Below are 22,425 nucleotides of genomic sequence, written 5' to 3'. Positions count from 1 at the left end.
GTCGATAGCATTCTTCCGACCGGCGGTATGGGAGGCAACCAATGGACATAGATGCTTACAGCTACGCACAGCGGCGGGCATGGGATCGGCTGGCCTATCTGGCCGGTCGGCGCAAGCTCAGCGGCGCGGAGGCCGACGAACTGGTCGCGCTGTACCGGCGCACCTCACAGCAGCTGGCGCGGCTGCAATCGCACAGTCCGGATCCGGAACTCATCGCCGGACTCAGCGCACTCCTGACCAAGGCGCGCGGCCGGGTGCTGGGCACCGAGGGCGACGCGTGGAGCCAGGTGGGCCGGTTCTTCACCCACCGATTCCCCGCGATGCTGTATCGGGCATGGCCGTGGTGGGTCGCGGTGGCGGCGGTCTTCATCATCGTCTCCACCGGTCTGGCCGTCTGGATCGCCGGTTCCGGTTCGGCGCGCGATCTGTTCGGCATCTCCGATCACAACGACTGGCTCACCGCACCCGGCGGCGAATTCGAGACCTACTACTCCGAACATCCGCACGACGCGTTCGCCGCGCAGGTGTGGACCAATAACGCATGGGTGACGGCGATGGTGCTGTTCACCGGGGTGCTGATCCTGCCCGCGGTGTACCTGTTGTTCGGGAACGCGCTCAATACGGCGGTGACCGGCGGGTTGATGGCCGATGCCGGCCGGCTCGATTCGTTCTTCGGATTCATCCTCCCGCACGGCACGCTCGAGCTGACCGCGATCTTCGTGGCCGGCGGGGTCGGCCTGAAGCTCGGCTGGACGCTGATCGATCCGGGACGTTCGAGTCGGCTGGAGGCGGTCGCCCGCCAAGGCCGGGCCACTGCGACGGTCGCGCTCGGTCTGGTCGCGGTGCTACTGGTCTGCGGGCTGCTGGAGGGTTTCGTCACACCGAGTTCGCTGCCCGTGCCAGTGAAGGTCGGCGTCGGATTCATCGCGGAGGCACTGTTTCTCGGCTACGTCTTCGTGGTGGGGCGGCGGGCCGCACTCGAGCAGGACGCACGAGCCGCCGCGACACTGGGATTCGGTGGCGCTCGAGCGGATTCCGCGCGGCGCTGACAGATAACGCCGAGCATACGGTGAGTGAAATGGGTCCGGGCAATCGGTAGCAACGCTACGTAACGACCGAGATCCGAAGTCCCCCAATTGAGTTCCGCTGGCCGCAGCGAGTCCAGCTCAGCTGCGGCCAGCGTTACCGTCAACTCTACACAATCGTTATCCCGACGCAACCCTCCCCGCCGAGGTCAGGCGTATAAAGCAGCGACCCAGCAAACCCATGTGGGCACATCGTTTTTCAGTATTCCAGCAAACTTTCGGCGGCCATTCGGCAGCCGAAACCAGACCTCGGAACCGACCTTCGGCGCGCGATCCCAGATCACGATCCAGAAACCACAGGTTGGTGACAAACATTCGTCGAGCGATTAGCTACATTGTGAACATAGAGTCCTCAATGGTAACCAAATGCCGCTTGGACCTGCACATTCACCGCTCGACAATTGGTGTTGCTGGCAGTTGGATAGGGCAAAAGAAACTTCAGGTTGGTTATCTTCGTTATAAACGTGATCTACACCTAGCCGTAACCCTTCGGGGTGGACTTACATCCGGTCAAGATCATGATTAACCAGGTGCGCAAATGCGGTCGCAGGAGCACCGAATCGGACCGCGGTCAGCACAACGGCCGCAACCATAACCGGCTCTGTGATCTCTGCCACCTTCCTCGCTCGACCCGGCCGGATCGGGCGAAAACGACAGTGCGACAGCCGAACGCGGCCCCGCACCGTGGCATGTGGGGCCGCGTGACCTACGTCTCAGGCTTCGGCCAAACCGAGCCGCCCGTACGCCGAACGCAACGGCTTCGGCGCGTACCAAGCCGCCGTGCCGAGCAGTCGCATCGCGACCGGCACCAGCACGCCGCGCACCAGTGTCGCGTCGATCAGAATCGCCAACCCCGCGCCGAGTCCGAAGAACTGGATGAACCGGACGTCACTGCTGGTGAAGGCAAGGAAGCTGATCGAAATCAGCGCCGCCGCGGTGGTCACCAAGCGGCCGGTGCGGGCCAGTCCCTCGATAACCGCTTCCTTCGTGGACGCACCGCGATCGTGCAGTTCCTTGATCCGGCTGATCACGAAGACCTCGTAGTCCATCGACAGTCCGAAGGTGATGCAGAACAGCAGCAGCAACATCGAAACATCCAGCGGCGCAGGGGTGAACCCGATCAGTCCGGACAGGTGCCCCTGCTGGAAGACGAACACCATCAACCCGAGCGTGGCGGCCAGACTCAGCACATTCGACAGCAGTGCGCGCAACGGCTGCACGATGCTGCCGGTGAACAGGAACAGCAGCACGAAGGTCGTCACGACGATCCACCCGATGGCGATCGGCAGCTTCGCGCCGATCGATGCGAGACTGTCGCGCAGTTCGGCCACCTGCCCGCCGACCAGCGCATTGGCACCGGCCGGACCTGGCACGTCACGCACGCGATCGACCAGATCGCGGGCAGCGGAGGAATTGCGGTCCAGATCGGTGAGTACGGTCAGGCGCTGCGCGTCCGGGCGGGCGAACCTGGCATCGGCGGGTGTGCTCGCCGTCAGCTCGCCGTGGACGAACGTGCCCGCACTCGAATCGACCTGGGTGACGTGCTCAACCCTGGACAGGGTGCGCGCGTAATCCGCGAGCGGCGCTGCGGCAACGCCGGTTTCGGTGATCACCGACAGCGCGTTGACATCGCCGCCGCCGAAATCATCCCGCATCGCGTCACCGACCTGACGCACCTCGGTACTGGTCGGCAGCACTCGATCGTCGGGGGTACCGAACTGGACGTGCAACAGCGGCGCGGCGGCGAGCAGCAGCACCGCTACCACCGGCACACCCGCGAGCAGCGGTCGACGCATCGCGAATCCGGCCACGCCGGCCCAGAACGGCGTTGCGTCACCGCGAATGCCTCGGACACCGGGCACCCGCCACGCATCGGTCCGCGCGCCGAGCACCGTGAGCAGCGCGGGCAAAACGACCACCGCGGCAACGGCGGAGATGGCGACCACGCCGATGCCGCCGTAGGCGAAGGACCGCAGGAAGTACTGCGGGAAGATCACCAGCGCGGACAGCGCCGCCACGACGGTGGCCGCACTGAAGGCGATGGTGCGTCCGGCGGTCGATACGGCAGCGATCACCGCATCGTCGGGTTCGGCTCCGGCCGCGCGGCGTTCACGGAAGCGACTGACCATCAGCAGGCCGTAATCCACCGCGAGCCCGAGTCCGAGTCCGGTGGTCAGATTCACCGCGTAGATCGACACATCGGTGACGGACCCGAGGATCGAGAGTTCGGTGAAGGTGCCGAGGATGGCGATCCCGCCGACCACCTGGGTGAGCAGCGCGGCGACCACATTGCCGAAGGCCAGCACCAGCAGCGCCAGAATCAGCGGGACCGCAACGGCTTCGGCGAGGCCGAGATCCTTGCCGATCTGCTCGGTGATCGAGTGGAAGATCGCGGTGCCGCCACCGACCTGGATCCGTGCGACCGGACCGTCGGCGCGATAGGTCTCGACGATCGAGGCGGCGGACTTCTCCTTATCGGTGGCTTCCTTATCGACATTGCCCGCCAGGACGACGGCCGCGGTTCCGTCTGCTGAGCGCATGGCCGGTGATCCGGTATCCCAATACGAGACGACATTGGTCAGGCGCTGGTCGGCCGCGAGCCGTCGAGCCAGATCGCGGCCGATGGTGGCGACGGCAGTGCCGTCGACCGTTCCCTGTTTCGCCTCGATCATGAAGACGTAGTCGGTATCGGCGCCGAATTTATCGGCCAATTGGGTCTGCGCGGCACTGGATTGGGCATTGGGGTCCTGCTGGCCGCCGGGCTGCATCTTGCTGAAGGCCGTCGCGCCGACCACACCGCCCGCGATGAGGGCGAGCACGCCGACGACCAGGATCCAGCGGGCACGGTGGACAACGAATCTGCCGAGTGTTTCGAACATATCGGATCTCCGATCGAGCATGTTATCGTGCGTAAACTTTATGGGTGTTAACTTGCCACGCCATGTGTGTGGGTGTCAACATCGATGTGATGACAGATTCGGAAACAGCGCCGAAGCGCGCCACCCGCGACGGCCCGTATCACCACGGCGACCTGCGCAACGCCCTGGTGCGCGCCGCCGCCGAACTCGCCGAAACCGGCGGGCCGGAGGCGGTGACCGTGCGCGCGGCCGCCCGGCATGTCGGCGTCACGCCGACCGCGGCCTATCGGCACTTCACCAATCACGAGGAGTTGCTGAACGCGGCACAGGAACAGGCTCAGCACACCCTGTTCGGCGCCATGGCCGAGACGATGGCGAGCTTGACGCCGCCAGCGGATGCGATCACCCGATTGGGCGCGGTGGGCCGGGGCTACATCACCTTCGCGCTGCGCGAACCCGGCCTGTTCCGCACCGCGTTCTGCGGCGACCAAATGCCTTCGCCCGCCTTCGATCTGCTGGCCGGACTCCTGGACGAACTCGTCGACGTCGGCTTCCTCGACCCGGCGGACCGACCGGACGCCGAATACGCCGCCTGGTCAACGGTCCACGGTATGGCCTCGCTGATCATCGACGGCGTACTCGACGACCTCGACGATGCAGCCAGAGACAGCGCGATTCACCGGGCCCTCGCGGTGGTCGAACGGGGTTTGGCCACCGGACCGAATGCCCCCGACTTCAGCTGACGCGCAGAATTCCGGTAATCGTGCCCTGCAGAATCTTGCGGTCGTGCGTGATCAGCGGTGAGGTCTGCAGCGGATCGTCGACGATGGTTCCGGCCAGCGGCCGATGCGAAATCACCGCGCCGGTATCGGGATTCACGACGGTGAACGCGTAGCCGTCGAGCGGAGTGGTGAGGTCCAGTCCGACGCGCGTCACGGTGTAGATAGCGTCGTCCGCAGTGGACAGATGCGGAACGGCCGCACTGCGAACCGTGTTCTCCCACACCGTACGGCAGCCGGTGTCCTCGACATCGACCCTGGTCATTCCGCCGACGAACGGTGCGGATGCCGGAACGGCGGGCCCCGCGCCCTCGGGGACCGTGGGGTACGGGTAGCCGTATGTGCCGGCGACGAACAGCGACCGGCCGATGCCGATCGGCGAGTTCTCGCTGCCCGCACCACCACGGGTGAGCACCGGTTGCGAGCACACCAATTGTCCGGTGCCGGAACGGAAAACCAGTGCGTTCACCTGCCCGTCGGCATTGTCGACGATGGTCAGATATTCCGCGCCGGAGGTGGGCCCGAAGTAGGTCGGGGTGGCACCGGTGCCCCAGCTCAGCTGGCCGGGCTTGCGCGCCGATCCGCGGTCGTAGGCCGCGCGCCACAGCACCTCCGGTCGCCCAGTGGCATCGGCGCGCAACTCGTACAGCGCGTGCGTGGTGGCCACCGCGACCCGACCGCTCGGCGCCGACGAAATGCTGTTGGCCACCGACTCACCCGCGGGCAGCGCGACGGTGGCCGCCGCACCCGCGGGCGGCACCAGGCCGACGAGACTCTTGCCGGTGGCGAACCAGACATTGCCGGACCAGTCCGGCACCAGCCCGGTCACGTTGTCGCCCACTGGAATCACCGAACTGAGATCGGTGGACGAATCGATCGACAGCCGCCATTTGCCCGCCGCGTCACGCGAGTGGCCGACGCGGAGCAAAGTGCGGTTACCGTCCACTATGACCAGGCGGTCGACGTTGTCGAGATAGGCATAGACACCGCCGAGCAGACTTCCCTTCGCGATCTCCAGCGAAGCCAGCGGCGTGCCGACCGGACCGACAAAGGACGCATCGAGCAGATGGATGGTCGGAGTCTGGCCGATCACGGGTGTGCACAGCGCGACGACCAGATTGTCCGCCCCTTGCAGCAAGGTCGGACATGCCGAAGCCAGCGGATACCCGGCCACCGAAATCGCACCGGTGCCAGGCCCGGCCAGCGGCGTCGCATCCGACGATCCGGCATCGCCGTGCATGGTCGCGGTGCCGAGCGGCCCGAGGTACGGATTCGGCGGCGCCAGCGGCCCCCACGATCCCGCCGCCTCGGCAGTGCCGATCGGCGCGAGCGCCAGGACGGCGGCGGCAAGGAGGACCAGCGGTGATCGCATCGGGGTCGGCTTTCGGTTATCGGACAGTGGCTAGCATGACGGCATGAGTATCCGGACCCGCGTGCTGTCCACGATTGCCGGTCAACTCGGCAATCCGCACGGAACGCTCGGCAAGGGATTCGCCTTCATGCTCAATCGCGGTAATAAGCGCGCCATCGCCGGCGCGGTCGACGCGGCCGGGATCGCGGCGGGCGCGACGGTCGCGGATATCGGATTCGGCGGTGGCGCAGGGCTTTCGATGCTGCTCGAGCGGGTCGGCACGAATGGGACGGTGCACGGTTTCGAGATCTCACCGGACATGTCGACCAGGGCGAAGTCGAAATTCGCCGACGAAATCGGTACGGGCCGAATGCAACTCGCGCCGGGCTCGATGACCGATCTGCCGCTGGCCGATGACGCACTCGATGCCGCCATCACCGTCAACACCGTCTACTTCGTGCCGGATCTGGCCGCCGCGGTTGCCGAACTCGTGCGCGTCGTGCGTCCCGGTGGCAGCCTCGTCGTCGGTATCGGCGATCCGGACACGATGGCGAAAATGCCGTTCACCGCATACGGTTTCACGCTGCGGCCGGTGGCCGAGGTGATCGCCGCGCTGGAAGGCGCGGGCTGCGTCGTCGACCACAAGCAACTGGCCGATCCGCCGATTCCGTATCACCTGCTCGTCGCCCGACCCGCCCGATTACATCAGGGCGCCACCGTCGATGCGGATCTCGCAGCCGGTCATGTAGCGGCCGTCATCGGAGGCGACCATGGCGACCGCACCGGCGATATCCTCCGGAGTGCCCAGCGCACCGCCGTTGAGCCAGCCGGTGAGGCGTGAGAACAGCTTCGGATCGAAGCCCTCCGGCTGATCGAGAATGGATTTGGTGGTGATCCCGCTGGTAATGCCCGCGGGCACAATATTCACCGCGCGCAACCCCTGCTTGGCGTACTCCAGCGCGATCGCGTGTGTGAAGGCGTTCACCCCGCCCTTCGATGCCGCGTACGACGCCAGATAGGGCGACGCGCTGAAGGCCGCGGTCGAGGAGAGATTCACCACTACGCCTTGGCCGGACTCCAACAGTGCGGGCAACGCACTCTGGGTCATCAGGAAGGTCCCGGTGAGGTTGACCCCGATCACCTGGTTCCACACCTCGAGCGGCATCTGGTCGGTGCGCGCGGGCCGCAGAATGCCCGCCGCGTTCACCAGCACATCCAGGCCGCCGAGGAATTCGATCGCCTCGCCCGTCGCGGCGCGCACCGACTCGATATCGGCGATATTGACCTCGACGGTGCGCAGCCGCTCGGCCGCATCACCCGCCTTCGCCGCGGTGTTCTCCAGACCCGCCGCATCGATATCGGCGGCGACCAAAGTCGCGCCCTCATCGAGCAGCCGCAGGGCGATCCCCTGCCCGATTCCCGATCCTGCTCCGGTGACCAATACGCGGCGGCCGTCAAATCTACGCATGCCAAAAATTAGAACAGGTTCTCATTAGGAGTCAACAGGTTCTGACGGAACCGAGGTCAGGAGGCGGCGTTCTCGCGGACCGCCTCGAGGTATTCGGCGATGGCCGGCGCCACCAGCGACGAGATCGCCGACGCCGCAGCTGTGTGAAAACTATTGCGAGCAGCGCCGTCCAGGACCATCATTCACCTATGAGTAAGGTAACCCTAACTACCGAGCTGCCGATCGGCGCCGAGGTGGCGTGCGCACTGGCACGAACGCCGGAATTGTTCGCCTACGTTGTGGCACCGATCCTTTCGGTGCCACAATTCCACATCCCGGACCACGTCGAGCCGGCCGCCGAGGGTTCCGCCCGCCTCTGGTGGTTCGGCATCATCCCCTCCTGGCGCCATCATCTGCGTCTGGTGCGGCTCGATGCCCGCGAGATCCGCACCAACGAATGGGGCGGGCCCGTCCGCACCTGGAACCACCGCCTCACTTTCGAGCCGATCACCGAATCCAGCTGTCGCTACACCGACGAAATCGAAATCGAGTCCGGCCTGCGCGGCGCCCCGATCCGCATCTTCGTCCACCTGATGTTCCGCCACCGCCACCGCCGCTGGCACCAACTCACCGGCGTCCTGGCCAACAGCGCCGTCGAGCTCAGAGCCCCGGCCCGCAATCACTGACTACGACTGTTCTACGGAGTAGAGGTTCGGTGCTCGGTAGGCGAATGACGAGGCGTGTTCGGGGCGTATGCCGATGCCGCCGAGGTAGGCGCATTGGTCGGAGCCGTCGACGCCGTACTGAATTCGGTTGCCGCACATGATGCTGCGCCCGAATCGGTCTGCGCGGCTGAACAAGCTGTTATTCGATTTTCTGCCGAACGAATCCCGGCAAACCCGCGGCATTTGCCTACGCGGGATCGACTATTGCTGCGCGTAACGGCGCGGCGGTTCGCCGAGCACTGTCGTCACCCCGGACATCGCTGGATATCGCATCAGGTCGCGGGGAGTATGAGGAGGTATGACGGTCACCACGGATATCCGTCCTCGCCCCCTGCCACACCCACGCGGCACCCTGTCCGAGGCGGTGGTAGGGCTGTTGCGCGGAATACCTGGCAAACCGGTGCCGAAGACCCGATCGCTCGACCCGTACAGCGACGATCTGCAGCTTGCCCTGCACACCTGCTATGAGCTGCACTATCACGGGTTCGCGGCGGTGGACCCGGAATGGGAATGGGATCCTGGATTGCTGACCCTGCGGGCCGCCATGGAGACCGCATTCCTGGACGCAATGCGCGCGGAGGTATCCGGAGGCGATGATCTCGAATCGGAGCTCGACGAACTCCTGGTGACACCGATCGAATCCACCGGTCCGTCCCGGTTCCTCCGAGACGAGGGCGAATGGTGGCATATGCGCGAGTATTTCGTGCACAGATCGATCTATCACCATAAAGAGGCCGACCCCTACGCCTGGGTGATCCCACGCCTGCGCGGACGAGCCAAAGCTGCTCTCGTCGCGGTGGAATTCGACGAATTCGGCGGCGGTCGCGGTGAACGGATCCACGCGCGACTTTTCGCCGAGCTGATGGCCGGCGCCGGTCTCGACGCCGAATATCTGCATTACCTCGATGCTGTCCCGGAACCGATGCTTTCGCTGGTGAACATGATGTCGCTGTTCGGCTTGCACCGGTCGCTGCGCGGTGCGCTGGTCGGACATTTCGCGACTGTCGAAATCAGCTCATCACCGGCGTCGTCACGCCTGGTCGACGCCCTGCGACGACTCGAAGCGGACCCGGCCTGCGTGCGGTTCTACCAGGAACACGTGGAAGCCGATGCGGTACACGAACAATTGATGCGCACAGATGTAATCGGTGATCTGATCGCGCATGAGCCTGCGCTGACGGAGTCGATGGTCCTCGGCATTCAGGTCACAAATATGTTGGAGGACCGCTTCGCCGACCACATTTTCGACGCCTGGCGTGCCGGACGCAGTTCCTTGCTGCCCGGTGCGGATGTTTAGAGCGGTCCGAACGGATAATCCAGAGAATATGATGTTGGTCCGCGCTCCCGGCGTCTATCGAGCCCAGCACGACACGCGGCTGCTCATGCACGCACTGTCGCAGGCGCGTATCCCGCACGGTGGTCACGTACTCGATATCGGCACCGGCACCGGGGCGCTCGCCGTCGCCGCTGCCCGCCATGGTGCCCGCACCATCACCGCGGTCGACGTTTCCCGCCGCGCGGTCGCCACCGCCTGGTTGAACTGCCGACTGCGCGGCCTGACCGTCCGAGCGCTACACGGCGACTTCGAGGCGATACTCGGAACCGATCGCTTCGATCTCGTCCTCGCCAACCCGCCCTACGTTCCCGCCCCTGGAAGCGCTGCCGATCGCAGAGCCAGGGCCTGGAACGCGGGAGAAAAGGGACGAGCCATCCTGGACCGGTTGTGCGCGATGATGCCGGGCCTGCTCGAACCCGGCGGCGTCGCACTGACCGTGCATTCGTGTCTGTGCCATCCCGATGCGACCGTTGCCCAACTCCGGGACGGCGGACTCGAGGTCGCGATCGTGGCGCGCTCCTCGGTGCCGTTCGGTCCCATCATGCGCGAGCTGACCCCGTGGCTGACCTCGACCGGGCTGATCGAGCCCGGCCAGAACCGAGAAGATCTGGTGGTGATCCGTGCCGACAAACCCCGACCGTGAACCCCGGCGGATCCAGCTCACTACCGACGGCCCGGCACTCATCGAAGGGCCGGTCGAACTCGTCACCCCGGACGGACAGTCCATTCACTCCGACCGAGTCGTCGTCGCGCTGTGTCTGTGCCGTCGTTCGTCGAACTACCCGTTGTGCGATACCAGTCATCGCAAGCACCGACGGCACGAGGCCTGATGCGGACTCAGTGTCGGTACCCGGAGGCCTGGGTGGTCTCGTCGGCCACCCGGACGCCGTAGTGGTAGGCGAGCTTACCGCCGAGATAACCCGAGACGCCCAGCACCGCAAGGGCGATGATCGACAACACCAACTGACCCATCGGCACCGCGCCATCCGGTCCGTCACCGGACTGCCGCCACCAGAAGTCGATGGCGAAGGCGGCCGTCACGATCAGATTCAGGCTCATGTGGACGAGGCCGGTGCGAAACGCCGAGGTGCCGGTCGGGATCGCGAGCAGATCCAGCAGGCCGACCACGGCCGCGACCAGCGCGCCGAGCACACCGACCGCGATGAGCCAGGCCGAGCCACGAGCGAGGGACTGCGGGTCGCCCGCAATATGCGAAGCGATATCGAATACCACGCTCGCCACCCATGCCCCGATCGGCACTGTCACGAGGATCGGATGGAACGGATGTCCGTACGGACCGGCCAGCGTCGCGCTGACCGGACGCTTGGCCTGTTGCATGTCACTGGTCACGACAACCTCCTAGCGCCGGTCGGCCGAGTGGGACGCCTCGGCCACACCGATCGCATACCCACTCGGTTTCGACCAACACGCCGACACAGAGGTACGGATCAGACGGCCCGCCCACTACACCCGACCCCATTCACAGAAGCCGCTGACGCACATGGGAAACCCCACAGACGACCCAAAGCCGCAGACCGAGAAATCTCTGATCTGCGGCGTTTCGCATATCTGTGGGCGAAGGGGGACTTGAACTTCCGGTTCCCGTGCTCGCACGTCGATTTCGGTGCAATATCCTGCGTTCCAAGTGATTTCGGCACGCTGACGATCGCTACCGTAACCCTCAGGTGTTGACCCGGTCAACATCCCCCGCCGGGGGATCGCGGCCCAAGTCTTCTCACCTAGACGCCATTCAGCGACCGTGGGACGATTACAGCGCTCGGTGGCTGGAGTCCCACCGCGTGCCCGTAGCGCCACGCCCAAACTGCCAAACCGGGCTCAAGACATACCGTCGGACCGGGCAGGGGTTCATGTCGTGGTGTCTTGACGGCGAGCTGCTCTTCTTTAGTCCTCAGCGCTGATGACTATTCGTCTGATCTTGCTGGCGCGCCGTGGACTATCTGGCAGTATCTTGGGCTATGGGGACAATCGTCGATCTACAGGACAGGCCGGTGTACGGCCTGAGCCAGGTCGACCGCATTCTCGGCCTCAAGACCGGGACCGCCCGCCGATGGATCGACGGGTACCGGCGTGGCACCAAGTCTTACCCACCCGTAGTCCGATCAGAGCCGACAGGCGACGAGATCGTGACCTGGGGCGAGTTCGTCGAGACACGGCTGTTGTCGGAGTATCGCGAGGCCGGCGTTCCCTTGTTCAAGATGCGCCCCGTCGTTGAGCTGCTGAGAGCCGAACTCGATACAAAATATCCCCTCGCCTCCGCCCGCACCTGGCTCGACGTCGACGGCAGAGAGATCGTCCGTCGAGCCCAGGAACAGACCGAACTCGACAAGCGGCTGGCGCTGGTCGAAGTCGTTCGGACCGGTCAGACCATGCTGGAGTGGACTGCCCCCGCACAGGAATTCGCCGATTCGGCCATCTGGAGTGACCAGAGCCGAGACGCGGTGCTCATCAGTCTCCGACCTCTACCCGAGATACCCCAAGTATTGGTCGACCCACGACGCAGCTTCGGTGAACCATCGGTCAGAGGAGTACGCACCGACATCATCGGTGAACTGATACGCGCGGGCGACCCGCCCGAAATGATCGCCGACATGTACGAACTGGAACCAGAGCTCGTCAACGCCGCTGTGCGGTATGAGCTGCTGCGTGTCCCGCAGGCGAGCTGATCGTCTGAAATATGGCCGCTGTTGCTGGGCAGATTCGGTTCTATGTCGATGAAAGCGCGCTCGGTCTCGGCAAAGCGCTGGCGTTCGCGCGCAAGGACACGATCCACGTCGGCCACCCGCTGATCCTGCCCCAATGCCCGCTCGGCGTACTGGATCCGGATTGGATCCCCGAGGTTGCCGCGCGCGGACTGATCGTCATCTGTAGAGACAAGCGAATCCGGACAAAGCCAGGAGAGCTGCTCGAGATGAAGAAGGCCGGACTTCGCACATTCTGCCTCGGCGGCAAAAGGGACCAGTCGACCTGGGATTGGCTCACCCGCGTTGTCCGACTGTGGGATCAAATGGAGGAGATCGTCCACACGCGGCCCGATGGACCGTGGTTCTACCTGATCAACCAGAACGACCTCGCGGAACTGATCGTGTAGCTTGCCTATTACCCAGACAACCGGCAGTTGACCCGGTTGACCATGCACTAACGGCCAACCGGGCCAACAGATTACGCGATCTATCCAGCAGGTCGGTTCAGCCTCGGGATCTTGGCCGCGACGACTTGCGCAGCCGCGGCGCTGGCGGTCCGGTCAAGATGCCCATACCGCTTATCGGTCGTGCCATACGAGTCATGCCCCGGCATCCCGGGACACCACGAACATCGGCACCCCACCCAACAGACGCCAACTGAACCCGGTGTGCCGCAACGTGTACGGACTCGGCCGCTTACCCGCCAGCCGGTCGACCACGACATTACCCTGATCGTCGACCTCGACCAGCTCCCGCAGGGCGGGCAGGAAAGCTTCCTGGTAGAAGTAGGCCGCCCGGATCGGGGTGCCGCGGCGGGTGTGGAACAACAGCGCGTCGTGCGGACGGTCCAGATCCAGCAGGTTGATCGTCTCGAACGGCACGTTCACCGTCCGCACACCCCGCCTGGTCTTCGGCGGCCCCAACCGCCAACCGGTACCGGTGTACTTGAACGCCTTATTGATCCGCACCCCACCGGTATCCCGATTGACATCCCCGACGGTCAGAGCACCGACCTCGCTCGGGCGAGCCATCGACGTCAGGCAGAACTCCGTCTGGGCATGCCACCGCTCAGGCATCGCTAAACCACGATCTCGACCACCCATGTGCGCCGATACCAAAACAATCGGTTACCAGGCGTTTCACAGGGCTCGAACCGAAAGGGGAACATTCCCCTCCTTGATCGAAACGATTGTCAACACCAACCGATGACCCCCGTCAACATCCCAGTCAACAAAACCCGTTGACGAAAAAAGCCGCAGATCCGCGAAAACACACGCTGACCTGCGGCAGCCCAGTTCAGAAGGTCGGCTGTGCTGCGTGGGAGGCGACACGAAAGTGTCAGTGGCCGTACGACGTTAGAGTGTCGGTTGACGCTATCTCAGTGAAGTCAGTTGTGGTGGCGGTACCGACCGCTCGGCGATGCCGACTACGGTGTGCGGGCGAACTCCACGACATCCCGCGCAGAACAGCCGAATCCTCAGCGGCGGGCCGGGCACGCACTGGGCGTGCGACATGGTCCTTTTCGCCGAGTCGCTGGCACCAGGGCGACTGGCGACTTCGGTCGGACACGGCCGGAGTGCGCCGATACACCATCGACCGAACCCGCGAACCGGCCGACACTGGGCACGGCTTCTGCGGTCGGTTCCTTCCAGTTGTGTTCGGTTACAGCCGCGACGATCACACGTTGTCGCCGCTCAGGGCGGGTGCGGGGTTCGGTTTCCCGATGGTGATGCACCCGAACCGGCGGCACGCCGATCGTCGTCACCATGACAGAGATCATCGCCTGGATCGCCACCTCCGTTCTCCTGCTCCAGAACGCTGGCCGCATCCCCGCCGCCCTGACCGAACTGGTCCGCACCGTCGGGCCACTGCTGGACGCGATCCGTGAACTCCGCAACCGCAACCGGTGACCGCACCCACCACCCCGCCCTCACGCCGGGCACCCAACGGCGACCGGTGGTGATCGCCTGCCACACAACACGACCCGCGAATTGGTGGGCGCGGCAATACTGTTGGGATCACCCGTCACCACACGAGGACACCAGCGACACGAGATCGGAGACAACGGACCGGTGACCGACGTCGACGCGGTCGCGACACCGCAGGATCTGCGGGAGGCGCTGCGCGCCCTGTTCGAGCGCGAGCACCTGAGCCAGAACCGTGTCGTCACCCTGGTCAACGATGCCGGTGGGGAACTGGGCAAGACGACGCTGAGCAACATCCTCAGCGGCAAAACCCACCTGCCGCGGTGGGACACCGTCGAACAGATCCTCACCGCCTGCCAGGTGACCGGCCGCGAGCTGGTGGCGTGGGAACACGCCTACCAGCGTGCGAGCCGGGGCGCGGCCGGACAACCGCTGACCGCGCACCTGGACCCGATCGAACTCGGGGTCCACAAGGCCATCACCACTGGTGCACCCGGCCAGGACGCGACGCTCACCGCCTACGTCCCGCGCCCCCACGACACCGCCCTCGCCGAGATCGTCACCGCGGCGGCAGAAGAACATCAGAGCAGGTTCGTGGTGCTGCTGGGGGATTCCTCCACCGGCAAGACCCGCGCCCTGTGGGAAGCCCTCGCCCCGCTGCGCGACCACGGCGGGTGGCGGGTGTGGCACCCGACCAGCCCGGACCGACGCACCGCGCTGCGCGAAGGTCTCGGGCGGGTGCGGTCGCGCACGGTGGTGTGGCTCAACGAATCCCAGGAATACCTCGGCGGCGACGGACGACCGGGGGACGAGAAGGCCGCGGTGGCGTTGCGTGATCTGCTCCGCGACCCGACCCGCGCTCCCGTGCTGGTCGTGGGCACGCTGTGGCGCGCCTACTACACCGAACTGCGCCGCCCCCACGCCTCCCAGGTGCGCGAGCTGCTCGACAACACCGTCACGACGGTGCTCGAGGTCCCGTCATCGTTCGCCGACGCCGACCCGGACGCCCTGGCCGCGGCCGCCGCCACCGATCCACGGTTCAGGTACGCGCGAGACCGGGCGGAGGACGGACGGATCACCCAGTACTTGGCCGGTGGACCGGAACTTTTGCACCGCTACGACAACGAACTGTCTGTCGGCGCGAAGGCGATCGTGCGGATCGCGATGGACGCCCGGAGGATGGGGCACCGCAACGCCATCCCGCACGGGCTGCTCGCCGAGGCCGCCGACGCCTATGTCAGTCCCAGCGAATGGAACACCGTCGCCTCGGAACCGGACTGGCTCGAACAGGCCCTGGCCGAGGCCGCGCGGCCGTGCAAGGGCGCCGATGGGCCACTGCCCCGCATCGCCGCTGCCTCGGCCCGCTCCCGCAGCACCCGCACCCGCTCCCGCATCGATCCTGCCGGTCGGCCCGGTGGAGCGGGCGGCGGGCCGGTGTATCTCCTGGCCGACTTCCTCGACCAGCACGCCCGCACCGAATACTCCGAGATCATCCCACCGATCCCGTTCTGGGAAGCCCTCACCACCCACGCGCACCCCGGCGACTACACCGTCCTCGGCCGGGCCGCGTCGGATCGGGGGCTCTACCGCGATGCCGCCCAGCTGTGGGTCAAGGCCACCCGCGTCGGGGACATCGACGCAGCTGCCGCGCTGGTCGGCCTGCTTCGGTTCGCGCACCCGGACGACAAACGACCAGCGGACTGGGTCATCGACCACATCCATCCCAGCAACCCGTACGCCGTCGCGTGGCTGCTGGAGCAGTTGCGGGAGGCCGGATGGACCGAGCAGGCACACACCCTGGCCGAGCGGGCCGCATCCGCCGTCACGCTCGACGCCCCGAGTGATGTCGCGTGGCTGCTGGAGCAGTTGCGGGAGGCCGGATGGACCGAGCAGGCACACACCCTGGCCGAGCGGGCCGTACCCGCCGTCGGCCTCGACGACCCGTACGCCGTCGCCGGGCTGCTGGAGCAGTTGCGGAAGGGCGGGTGGACCGCGCAGGCACACACCCTGATCGAGCGGGCCGTACCCGCCGTCGGCCTCGACGACCCGTACGCCGTCGCCGGGCTGCTGGAGCAGTTGCGGAAGGGCGGGTGGACCGCGCAGGCACACACCCTGGCCGAGCGGGCCGTATCCGCCGTCGGCCTCGACGACCCGCGCGGTGTCGTGCGGCTGCTGGAGCGGTTGTCGGAGGCCGGATTGACCGAGCAGGCACACACCCTGATCGAGCGGGCCGTATCCGCCGTCACGCTCGACGACCTGTACGGTGTCGCGCGGCTGCTGTGGCGGTTGCGGGGGGAGAACGGATGGACCGGTCAGGCACACACCCTGGCCGAGCGGGCCGTATCCGCCGTCGGCCCCGACGACCTGCGCGGTGTCGCGCGGCTGCTGGAGCGGTTGTGGGAGGCCGCATTGACCAAGCACGCACAAACCCTGATCGAGCGGGCCGCATCCGCCGTCACGCTCGACAACCCGCACGCCGTCGCCGGGCTGCTGGAGCAGTTGCGGAAGGGCGGGTGGACCGAGATGGCACACACCCTGGCCGAGCGGGCCGTACCCGCCGTCGCGCTCGACGGCCTGAACTTCGCCAGGGACCTGCTGGAGCAGTTGCGGGCGGCCAGGTGGAATGGCGCCGCACGAGAATTGACCGTCCGGCTACCCGCGGCCGGGAACTTCGACCTGTTTCTGGACAATGTCGAGAACCCGGAGGACTACCGGTACGGGAGAGAGCCTGACGATGGTGCCGTCGCCCCCGAGTGGACCTGGGACGATCTGTTCTGACCGGACCCACCGACCCGACCGGACATCGTGCGAACAGTCCTCTCCACAGCGGCGTGAGCTGGAGAAACAGCGGAACCCGTCCGTGGCAGGCCGCACGAACGGCAATCCCGATTTTAGGTTAGCCATTAGACCAAGAACCTCCTTGAGTCGCGTATTCAACTTTCGGCGACCCCTTACATTGCTGACGCGCGTCAGATCAGGGCCGCCTGTCACTGCGGCGTGAGCGCTCCGAACTTGGCCGTGATCGTCTTGCCGTCTGCACTGAGGTCTGCTGTGCAGGTCCACACGTCACGCAACATTGCGCCGTAGCTGTTCTGCGCATCAACATAGCCGCTGGCAGCCCAGCCCTCCTTCGAGTTCCCGGCGATCTGAACATCGGAAAATTTCGCCGACGCTGGTGATTTCAGCTGATCGCGGACGACATCCTCACAGCGGTCGGTCACCTGTCGCTCCTGCTCGATCTTCTCGAACTGCGCGTTCTGCTCTGGAGTGTTCGGCCACCAGTCGTTCGACCATCCCCAGATCAGAAAGCCGCCGACGACCAGGACCAAGAGAAATCCACACCCCAGCCGCTGGTCACGCTGGTCACGGGCTTTCTTGACAGCGTCGGGCTTATTCGACTCAGGCGTTGCCACAACTCTCCTCTGTTAAATGGATCGCAAGGGGGATCGCCATGCCAGCCCGCCTGTTACATCAGCCGGTTGCGAACTGAACGTCCTCGGCGCTCAAGGTGGGTCGAGGAGTTTCCGTGTGAGCTTCCAAGTCAGACAACTCTTGCTGGGTGCACACGTGAATGGTGAAGCGCAGCAATACCATTCGGCACGGTTTCGCATATCGGGTCCCAACTGGTGGTGCTCCCAAGCCGAGAACACAATCGAGACAGCCACAGTCGCCGGTGGCGGCAGGTTCTGGTCGCACCAAGAAGATTACGGACGATGGTTCGAATATTCGTCACCGCAGCCGCTCACCTTCGACGAGTTCGATACCCTGATCCTGACTCCTTGCGTGACACTCGCGCTCTTGACAACGGCTCACCGGGCGCGATGATCGGTCTGTTCGGGTTCAACTCCTGGCAACGCTTCCACCGCCGCGCCGAGGTCGGCTACGACCTCGCACGACCACATTGGGGACAAGCCATCGCCGCCGAGGCCCTCACCGCCATCGTGAGATTCGGCTTCGATCCGACGCGCCTGCACCGCGTCCAGGCCTACACGATCGCCACCAACGAACCCTCGATCCGGCTCCTGACACGCCCAGGCTTCCACCGCGACGCCGTGCTACGCGACTACTCCCTCGAAGACGACGGCCACTACTCGTCGTGACCTCGCCAAGTTCCGATTCGGGAAACCAGATGCACAGGGCGGTGCGCCAGTGCGGCAGGATTTCGTCCTCCGGGAGCTCCCATCGGTCGATCGCCTGTCTGTCGCCCGGCCGCAGGACGTCGCGCGCCGGGGGTAGATATCCGAGCTGCGAGTAATTGCTGCTGTGCAGGCTGTATTTGAACTCACCCTTCTTACTGCCGGTCCACACCCGCCACTCCGCCGAACGGCGGCCGTCCGGCGCGACCACGACGAAGCGCGTCGTATTGATCGGCGTGCGAGCCTGTGCAGTCATGCCCGCCTAACGAGCCATTCTCGGAAAACATTCCGGCGCGGCAAGCCGCCGGCGGCTGACTACATCCAGGGGAAGCAGCAACGATCTTGGTGCAGGGGAAGGGAGTGCTTCCGAACCCCCTTCTCCCCCCAGTTCTCCCCCAGACCGATCCACTAACCCACGACCTCGACCACCCATACGCGCCGAGCACCAAAACCATCGACTACCAGGCGTCTTCACAGTGTTCGAACCGAAAGGGGAACCCTCCCCCTCCTTGGCCGAAAACGATTGTCGACACCAACCGACGATCCTGGTCAACAAATCCTGTTGACGAATATAGCCGCAAACCAGCGAAAACACGTGCTGACCTGCGGCTATATCGCAATACAACTGTGGGCGAAGGGGGACTTGAAGCAGCAGCACTTCCAGTTCCCTTGTTCGCACGTCAATTTCGGTGCAATATCCTGCGTTCCAAGTGATTTCGGCACGCTTACGATCGCTACCGTAACGCGATCGTGTTGACCCGGTCAACATCCCCCCGCCGGGGGATCACCCACGCCCACAAGCAGTTCCGACACGACGCCGCCGCGGCCCGGTCGACCGAAACCCGGTCAACCAACCGGGCCACCAGACTTAGGTCGCTAGATCGAGCGGGTGTTCAGCCGCGGGATCTTCGCAGCAATAACCTGCGCCGCAGCAGCGCTGGCGGTGCGATCCAGGTGCCCATACCGTTGTCGGTCGTGTCTGATGGCGCGGACGTGAACGATGAAGCCCAGCAACACCATTCGGCGCAGTATCGAATATCCGACCCGACTGGCGGTGTTCCCAAGCCAAGAACACGATCGAGACAGCCGCGATCGCCGATGGCGGTATGTTCTGGTCACGTCAAGAATTCGATAGCGCACTCCCAGGTGGTGACGCTGACGCGGGTGCTCACACGTGGTTCGGTGATCGGGACCCTCAGCTCAAGGGTGCGATTGCCTAACGCTGCGATCGTGTTAGTTTGCTAAATTTTAGCTGTTGGCGTGGTGCGGGCCTGTTTTTCACCTCAAAGACCCACGACGAGTGTGCGAACTCGTTCCATCAAACGATCCGTGTCCCTGCGAAGGTTCGGTACCGAGCGGATTCTGCGCACAGCGAAGGAAATCAGGTGTATCTCGTCAACTCCTGTATGTTCGCTAACGATGGCAGGTTGGTCGTGGATGTTGCAGACGTTTGCCTCTTCCAGGGCGTGACTCAAGGTGGCCTTCATAACGCTGAGTTCCTTCAAGGCCACACCCGTACGTTCCCGAAGGAGCTGCATGACGATGGCTTCGGGATCCTTGTCGCCCGGCAAGTACTCTAGCCACTCTCCCTGGCGACCCGGCTCGGAGCGTGTGTCTCCGTCCAGTATGCCGAGAAATGGCACGGCAGGTCTGGTTGGTCCGAGCGCACGTGCGATGGTTGCGACGGTGTCAGCGCCTCGCACATCCTGCACACACAGGTGCGGGGCCAGCTCAGACAGGTAGCAGCGAAGCAGTTCCTCCAACATCAGCCGGGCGAAGCGGTCTTCGACCAGCAACACAGCTTCGGTCCTAGGAGCCATACCGAGCATCCGACCGACCTGAGCAGGAATGGCCCCGGTCGAGATAGTCGCCTGAGCCGTTGTACCGATGCTGCGCTCCAGTGTGAGCAGCGAAGTGCTGGGCAGGAGGTAGGCGAACTCCGGTGAGTGCGAGGCGAGGACGACAGAAAGCTCCATCTCAACCGCACGGGCCACGATGATATCCAGCAGCTGTTGACGGGCGCGGGGAGAAAGGAAGTTCTCGGGTTCGTCGAGAAGCACGACACTGCCACGCGGCACTCCACGCAGGGCACGCAGAATGACGCAGGCAGCGAGCTCTCCCAGGCTCATCTGTTCGGGCCCATACGTGTCGCCGTGACGGCGGAGTTCGTAGTAGAACCAGGTAGATGACTCACCGGTGGCTGGCGAGCGTCTGTCCAGCTCCTGGTGAGTCGCCAGATCGTACTTGCGCCCCATTATGGTGCCCAATGCATGATCGAACCAGGGACTACGTGGGGCCTTCTCGGCCGCGGCACGCTCGCTTTCGAGCTCGTGAGCAGGAATTCGGCTCACCTGGGCCAGGACATCGAAACATTCCCGTGCGGTGTCGATGAAGACGCACGGTGCTTTCGCCGCAGCGAGTTCCACCTCGCCCAGGGCAGGGCCGGTGCGATCGCTCTTGCGGTGCCGTGCCTGGCCTGTCAATCTGACCGTCGTGGTAGGAGACACGCCCTCCAACGGAGGCTGCTGTCGCATATGGCGTGCGAGCGTTCGGAGGAACTGTGTCTTGCCTGCGCCGCTCACCCCACACAGAAGTGTGACACCCGGCGCCATTTCAGCGGTGAGCGAGCCGAGATGTGCGTGACCATCTATCTCGACTCGACGCAGCGGTGAACGCACTTGGCCCTTGGCCAGCTTGCGGTACTGATCCCTGATCTGGGCTCGGCGGAGAACCTCATCGTCCGCTGTGTCCCGGCTCAACTCCATTCCCCCCAGGACTTCAGTACCCCGTCCTTCCACAGAACTTGGTCGATCCTGTCTTCTGTGAACGGCTCGTCTTTTGCGTTGGTCAGCGCCGCGTACATGCGCAAAACATCCGGCACTGGGGAAGCCCGACGCGAGGGGGCACCGCCTGTCGCCACAAGAAACAGCCAGCCGATTGCATCCCGTAAGACCGTCGACTCTGGGCTGTGGGCACCCACAGCGGACACCTCATTGAACCGCTCCAGCAATGCATCGCATGGCAGTCCAAGAAATGCGGTTCGAAGTGGCGCAGTCACACCCGACCCGAGTTCAGCGGCCCGCCTTCGGCGTTCCGGCTCCAGCCATTCCAGGAGATACCCCAGGTGGTGTTCGACTCCGGGTCCGAACGCACGCCGAGCCCGGACCATCACCAGCATCCAGGTCAGCAGGGTCGGCTTGGTAAACCGAACGGCGGGCAAGTCGAGTGCGGGCAGGGACACGAACTCCTTGAGAGCGTCAGCCACCTCATCTCTGGTCTGGTCGGCTACTGGATCACCTGAGTACAGCCGATGATTCAGTTGCTCGCTGCCCACGGCCGCGGCCAGGACACTGCCTGCTTCTGCGGCGACCAACACTCTGCTGATCACGTCCTCGTAAGCCAAGCCCACGTTCCCGAAACCGATGCGCTCCTCCCCCAGTCCCCAATCGGCCGCCGTGGCCACGAGGCCCCGAACCTGCTCCCCGAACGAACCCGATTCGACGAGCTTGCGACCGGCTTCAGTAAGTCTGGCGTCAGCGTTGAGCCGCAGCACGGCGTGTCGCAACTCGGCGGGCGGCAGTTCATCGAGCTCCAGGAGCACAAGTGGGTAGTCGTCGATCGCTGTGCGCAGCCCTTGCGGCAGAGCGTGGTACGTCTTTCCATCCGATTCCCGTAAGACTCGTGCAGGTGGGGCCAGTCTGCCGTCGACCAGGAGCTCGCCGCGTATAAACTCCTCAAGCGCCGCGAGGCGTCGCTGACCGTCCAGTAGGACTCGTGAACCGTCCCTTTCACGCGCGACAAGTAACGTGCCAATTGGCCAACCGCGCAGGACTGAATCGAGGAGTACGTGCTTGTGGTGGTCCGTCCATTCCGCACTGCTGGACGGCTCGGACGGCTGGCGCAGCCGCCCGTCGCGGAGCTGGGCAAGTACTTCGCGCACGTTGACGACAGTGGGTTGGGTCGCCGACGCGCGTAGGTCGTGAGCCGGGGTCATGCAAGTCACCTCCTCTCGCGTCTAGGCCGGGTACGGACCTGGTGGGTGCGGGCGAAGTCCATGCCTGAGTGCACGATACGGCCGAGC

The 22,425-nt window shown here is 64.9% G+C and carries 20 protein-coding genes and 1 pseudogene; 12 read left to right on the top strand and 9 right to left on the bottom strand.

Translation table 11 applies throughout. The features are described 5' to 3' along the window. Positions 1-41 precede the first annotated feature (41 nt). Positions 42-1,049: a stage II sporulation protein M gene (locus ACQPXH_RS00650; protein WP_433600416.1), complete on the top strand. Its 1,008-nt coding sequence runs from the start codon at positions 42-44 to the stop codon at positions 1,047-1,049. Between the two features lie 749 nt (positions 1,050-1,798). On the opposite strand, the gene ACQPXH_RS00645 is transcribed toward ACQPXH_RS00650, so the two are convergent. Beyond that, positions 1,799-3,964 (bottom strand): MMPL family transporter, encoded by a 2,166-nt coding sequence (locus ACQPXH_RS00645; RefSeq protein WP_433600415.1) that lies wholly within the window; start codon positions 3,962-3,964, stop codon positions 1,799-1,801. Between the two features lie 89 nt (positions 3,965-4,053). Here ACQPXH_RS00645 and ACQPXH_RS00640 point away from each other — a divergent pair, with 89 nt between their 5' ends. Beyond that, positions 4,054-4,686 carry a TetR/AcrR family transcriptional regulator gene (locus ACQPXH_RS00640; protein WP_433600414.1) on the top strand — a complete coding sequence of 211 codons (633 nt, stop codon included), beginning with the start codon at positions 4,054-4,056 and terminating at the stop codon, positions 4,684-4,686. Here the strand turns inward: ACQPXH_RS00640 and ACQPXH_RS00635 are convergent. Beyond that, a complete protein-coding gene (locus tag ACQPXH_RS00635) occupies positions 4,679-6,094 on the bottom strand; it encodes a hypothetical protein (protein WP_433600413.1) in 1,416 nt (471 codons plus the stop codon). The genes ACQPXH_RS00640 and ACQPXH_RS00635 overlap by 8 nt on opposite strands. A 43-nt stretch (positions 6,095-6,137) precedes the next feature. Between ACQPXH_RS00635 and ACQPXH_RS00630 the strand changes: the two are divergent. Further along, positions 6,138-6,659, top strand: a pseudogene (locus tag ACQPXH_RS00630) (class I SAM-dependent methyltransferase); the annotation flags it as partial. Positions 6,660-6,773: 114 nt separating this feature from the next. On the opposite strand, the gene ACQPXH_RS00625 reads toward ACQPXH_RS00630, so the two are convergent. Further along, the gene (locus ACQPXH_RS00625; protein WP_433600412.1) at positions 6,774-7,541 is read right to left on the bottom strand and encodes an SDR family NAD(P)-dependent oxidoreductase; all 768 of its coding nucleotides are present in this window, start codon (positions 7,539-7,541) and stop codon (positions 6,774-6,776) included. Positions 7,542-7,729: 188 nt separating this feature from the next. Here ACQPXH_RS00625 and ACQPXH_RS00620 point away from each other — a divergent pair, with 188 nt between their 5' ends. Next, on the top strand, positions 7,730-8,206 hold the full coding sequence (locus ACQPXH_RS00620; RefSeq protein ID WP_433600411.1) for a hypothetical protein: 477 nt from the start codon (positions 7,730-7,732) through the stop codon (positions 8,204-8,206). Here the strand turns inward: ACQPXH_RS00620 and ACQPXH_RS00615 are convergent, their stop codons facing one another. Further along, positions 8,207-8,380, bottom strand: a complete 174-nt coding sequence (locus tag ACQPXH_RS00615; RefSeq protein WP_433600410.1) for a hypothetical protein — start codon at positions 8,378-8,380, stop codon at positions 8,207-8,209. Positions 8,381-8,543: 163 nt separating this feature from the next. Between ACQPXH_RS00615 and ACQPXH_RS00610 the strand changes: the two genes are divergently transcribed. Genes ACQPXH_RS00610 through ACQPXH_RS00600 form a run of 3 tightly spaced genes read left to right on the top strand, consistent with a single transcriptional unit; the run spans position 8,544 to position 10,411 of the window. Next, positions 8,544-9,542, top strand: coding sequence for an iron-containing redox enzyme family protein (locus ACQPXH_RS00610; RefSeq protein ID WP_433600409.1), 999 nt, complete (start codon positions 8,544-8,546; stop codon positions 9,540-9,542). 28 nt (positions 9,543-9,570) lie between these two features. Beyond that, the gene (locus tag ACQPXH_RS00605) at positions 9,571-10,224 is read left to right on the top strand and encodes a HemK2/MTQ2 family protein methyltransferase (protein ID WP_433600408.1); all 654 of its coding nucleotides are present in this window, start codon (positions 9,571-9,573) and stop codon (positions 10,222-10,224) included. Continuing rightward, positions 10,202-10,411 carry a CDGSH iron-sulfur domain-containing protein gene (locus tag ACQPXH_RS00600; protein WP_433600407.1) on the top strand — a complete coding sequence of 70 codons (210 nt, stop codon included), beginning with the start codon at positions 10,202-10,204 and terminating at the stop codon, positions 10,409-10,411. The genes ACQPXH_RS00605 and ACQPXH_RS00600 overlap by 23 nt, the downstream gene beginning before the upstream one ends. A 7-nt stretch (positions 10,412-10,418) precedes the next feature. On the opposite strand, the gene ACQPXH_RS00595 is transcribed toward ACQPXH_RS00600, so the two are convergent. Then, positions 10,419-10,931 carry a DUF2231 domain-containing protein gene (locus ACQPXH_RS00595; protein ID WP_433600406.1) on the bottom strand — a complete coding sequence of 171 codons (513 nt, stop codon included), beginning with the start codon at positions 10,929-10,931 and terminating at the stop codon, positions 10,419-10,421. Positions 10,932-11,557: 626 nt separating this feature from the next. Between ACQPXH_RS00595 and ACQPXH_RS00590 the strand changes: the two genes are divergently transcribed. Beyond that, positions 11,558-12,265: a DUF433 domain-containing protein gene (locus ACQPXH_RS00590; protein ID WP_433600405.1), complete on the top strand. Its 708-nt coding sequence runs from the start codon at positions 11,558-11,560 to the stop codon at positions 12,263-12,265. An 11-nt stretch (positions 12,266-12,276) separates the two neighbouring features. After that, entirely contained in the window at positions 12,277-12,690 is a 414-nt protein-coding gene (locus ACQPXH_RS00585) for a hypothetical protein (RefSeq protein ID WP_433600404.1), read from the top strand. 192 nt (positions 12,691-12,882) lie between these two features. Here the strand turns inward: ACQPXH_RS00585 and ACQPXH_RS00580 are convergent, their stop codons facing one another. Further along, on the bottom strand, positions 12,883-13,359 hold the full coding sequence (locus ACQPXH_RS00580; protein WP_433600403.1) for a hypothetical protein: 477 nt from the start codon (positions 13,357-13,359) through the stop codon (positions 12,883-12,885). A gap of 690 nt (positions 13,360-14,049) precedes the next feature. Between ACQPXH_RS00580 and ACQPXH_RS00575 the strand changes: the two genes are divergently transcribed. After that, on the top strand, positions 14,050-14,193 hold the full coding sequence (locus ACQPXH_RS00575) for a hypothetical protein (RefSeq protein ID WP_433600402.1): 144 nt from the start codon (positions 14,050-14,052) through the stop codon (positions 14,191-14,193). A gap of 162 nt (positions 14,194-14,355) precedes the next feature. Beyond that, the gene (locus tag ACQPXH_RS00570) at positions 14,356-16,986 is read left to right on the top strand and encodes a helix-turn-helix domain-containing protein (RefSeq protein WP_433600401.1); all 2,631 of its coding nucleotides are present in this window, start codon (positions 14,356-14,358) and stop codon (positions 16,984-16,986) included. A 209-nt stretch (positions 16,987-17,195) separates the two neighbouring features. On the opposite strand, the gene ACQPXH_RS00565 is transcribed toward ACQPXH_RS00570, so the two are convergent. Next, entirely contained in the window at positions 17,196-17,621 is a 426-nt protein-coding gene (locus ACQPXH_RS00565; protein ID WP_433600400.1) for a hypothetical protein, read from the bottom strand. Between the two features lie 366 nt (positions 17,622-17,987). Between ACQPXH_RS00565 and ACQPXH_RS00560 the strand changes: the two genes are divergently transcribed. Then, positions 17,988-18,308 (top strand): GNAT family N-acetyltransferase, encoded by a 321-nt coding sequence (locus ACQPXH_RS00560; protein WP_433600399.1) that lies wholly within the window; start codon positions 17,988-17,990, stop codon positions 18,306-18,308. Between the two features lie 1,319 nt (positions 18,309-19,627). Here the strand turns inward: ACQPXH_RS00560 and ACQPXH_RS00555 are convergent. Next, a complete protein-coding gene (locus ACQPXH_RS00555) occupies positions 19,628-20,827 on the bottom strand; it encodes an AAA family ATPase (RefSeq protein WP_433600398.1) in 1,200 nt (399 codons plus the stop codon). Positions 20,828-21,099: 272 nt separating this feature from the next. Then, positions 21,100-22,338, bottom strand: coding sequence for a DUF262 domain-containing protein (locus tag ACQPXH_RS00550; protein WP_433600397.1), 1,239 nt, complete (start codon positions 22,336-22,338; stop codon positions 21,100-21,102). Positions 22,339-22,425 lie beyond the last annotated feature (87 nt).

This window comes from Nocardia sp. CA-135953, from assembly GCF_050955735.1.
Taxonomy (GTDB): Bacteria; Actinomycetota; Actinomycetes; order Mycobacteriales; family Mycobacteriaceae; genus Nocardia.
The sequence above is the reverse complement of the archived record's forward strand: the minus strand, read 5'-3'. Positions and strand labels throughout refer to the sequence as shown.

Excerpts from the sequence above, each read along its gene's own strand:
- ACQPXH_RS00650 (WP_433600416.1), top strand. The coding sequence starts at position 42 with ATGGACATAGATGCTTACAGCTACGCACAGCGGCGGGCATGGGATCGG.
- ACQPXH_RS00645 (WP_433600415.1), bottom strand. The coding sequence starts at position 3,964 with ATGTTCGAAACACTCGGCAGATTCGTTGTCCACCGTGCCCGCTGGATC.
- ACQPXH_RS00640 (WP_433600414.1), top strand. The coding sequence starts at position 4,054 with ATGACAGATTCGGAAACAGCGCCGAAGCGCGCCACCCGCGACGGCCCG.
- ACQPXH_RS00635 (WP_433600413.1), bottom strand. The coding sequence starts at position 6,094 with ATGCGATCACCGCTGGTCCTCCTTGCCGCCGCCGTCCTGGCGCTCGCG.
- ACQPXH_RS00625 (WP_433600412.1), bottom strand. The coding sequence starts at position 7,541 with ATGCGTAGATTTGACGGCCGCCGCGTATTGGTCACCGGAGCAGGATCG.
- ACQPXH_RS00620 (WP_433600411.1), top strand. The coding sequence starts at position 7,730 with ATGAGTAAGGTAACCCTAACTACCGAGCTGCCGATCGGCGCCGAGGTG.
- ACQPXH_RS00610 (WP_433600409.1), top strand. The coding sequence starts at position 8,544 with ATGACGGTCACCACGGATATCCGTCCTCGCCCCCTGCCACACCCACGC.
- ACQPXH_RS00605 (WP_433600408.1), top strand. The coding sequence starts at position 9,571 with ATGATGTTGGTCCGCGCTCCCGGCGTCTATCGAGCCCAGCACGACACG.
- ACQPXH_RS00590 (WP_433600405.1), top strand. The coding sequence starts at position 11,558 with ATGGGGACAATCGTCGATCTACAGGACAGGCCGGTGTACGGCCTGAGC.
- ACQPXH_RS00585 (WP_433600404.1), top strand. The coding sequence starts at position 12,277 with ATGGCCGCTGTTGCTGGGCAGATTCGGTTCTATGTCGATGAAAGCGCG.
- ACQPXH_RS00580 (WP_433600403.1), bottom strand. The coding sequence starts at position 13,359 with ATGCCTGAGCGGTGGCATGCCCAGACGGAGTTCTGCCTGACGTCGATG.
- ACQPXH_RS00575 (WP_433600402.1), top strand. The coding sequence starts at position 14,050 with ATGACAGAGATCATCGCCTGGATCGCCACCTCCGTTCTCCTGCTCCAG.
- ACQPXH_RS00550 (WP_433600397.1), bottom strand. The coding sequence starts at position 22,338 with ATGACCCCGGCTCACGACCTACGCGCGTCGGCGACCCAACCCACTGTC.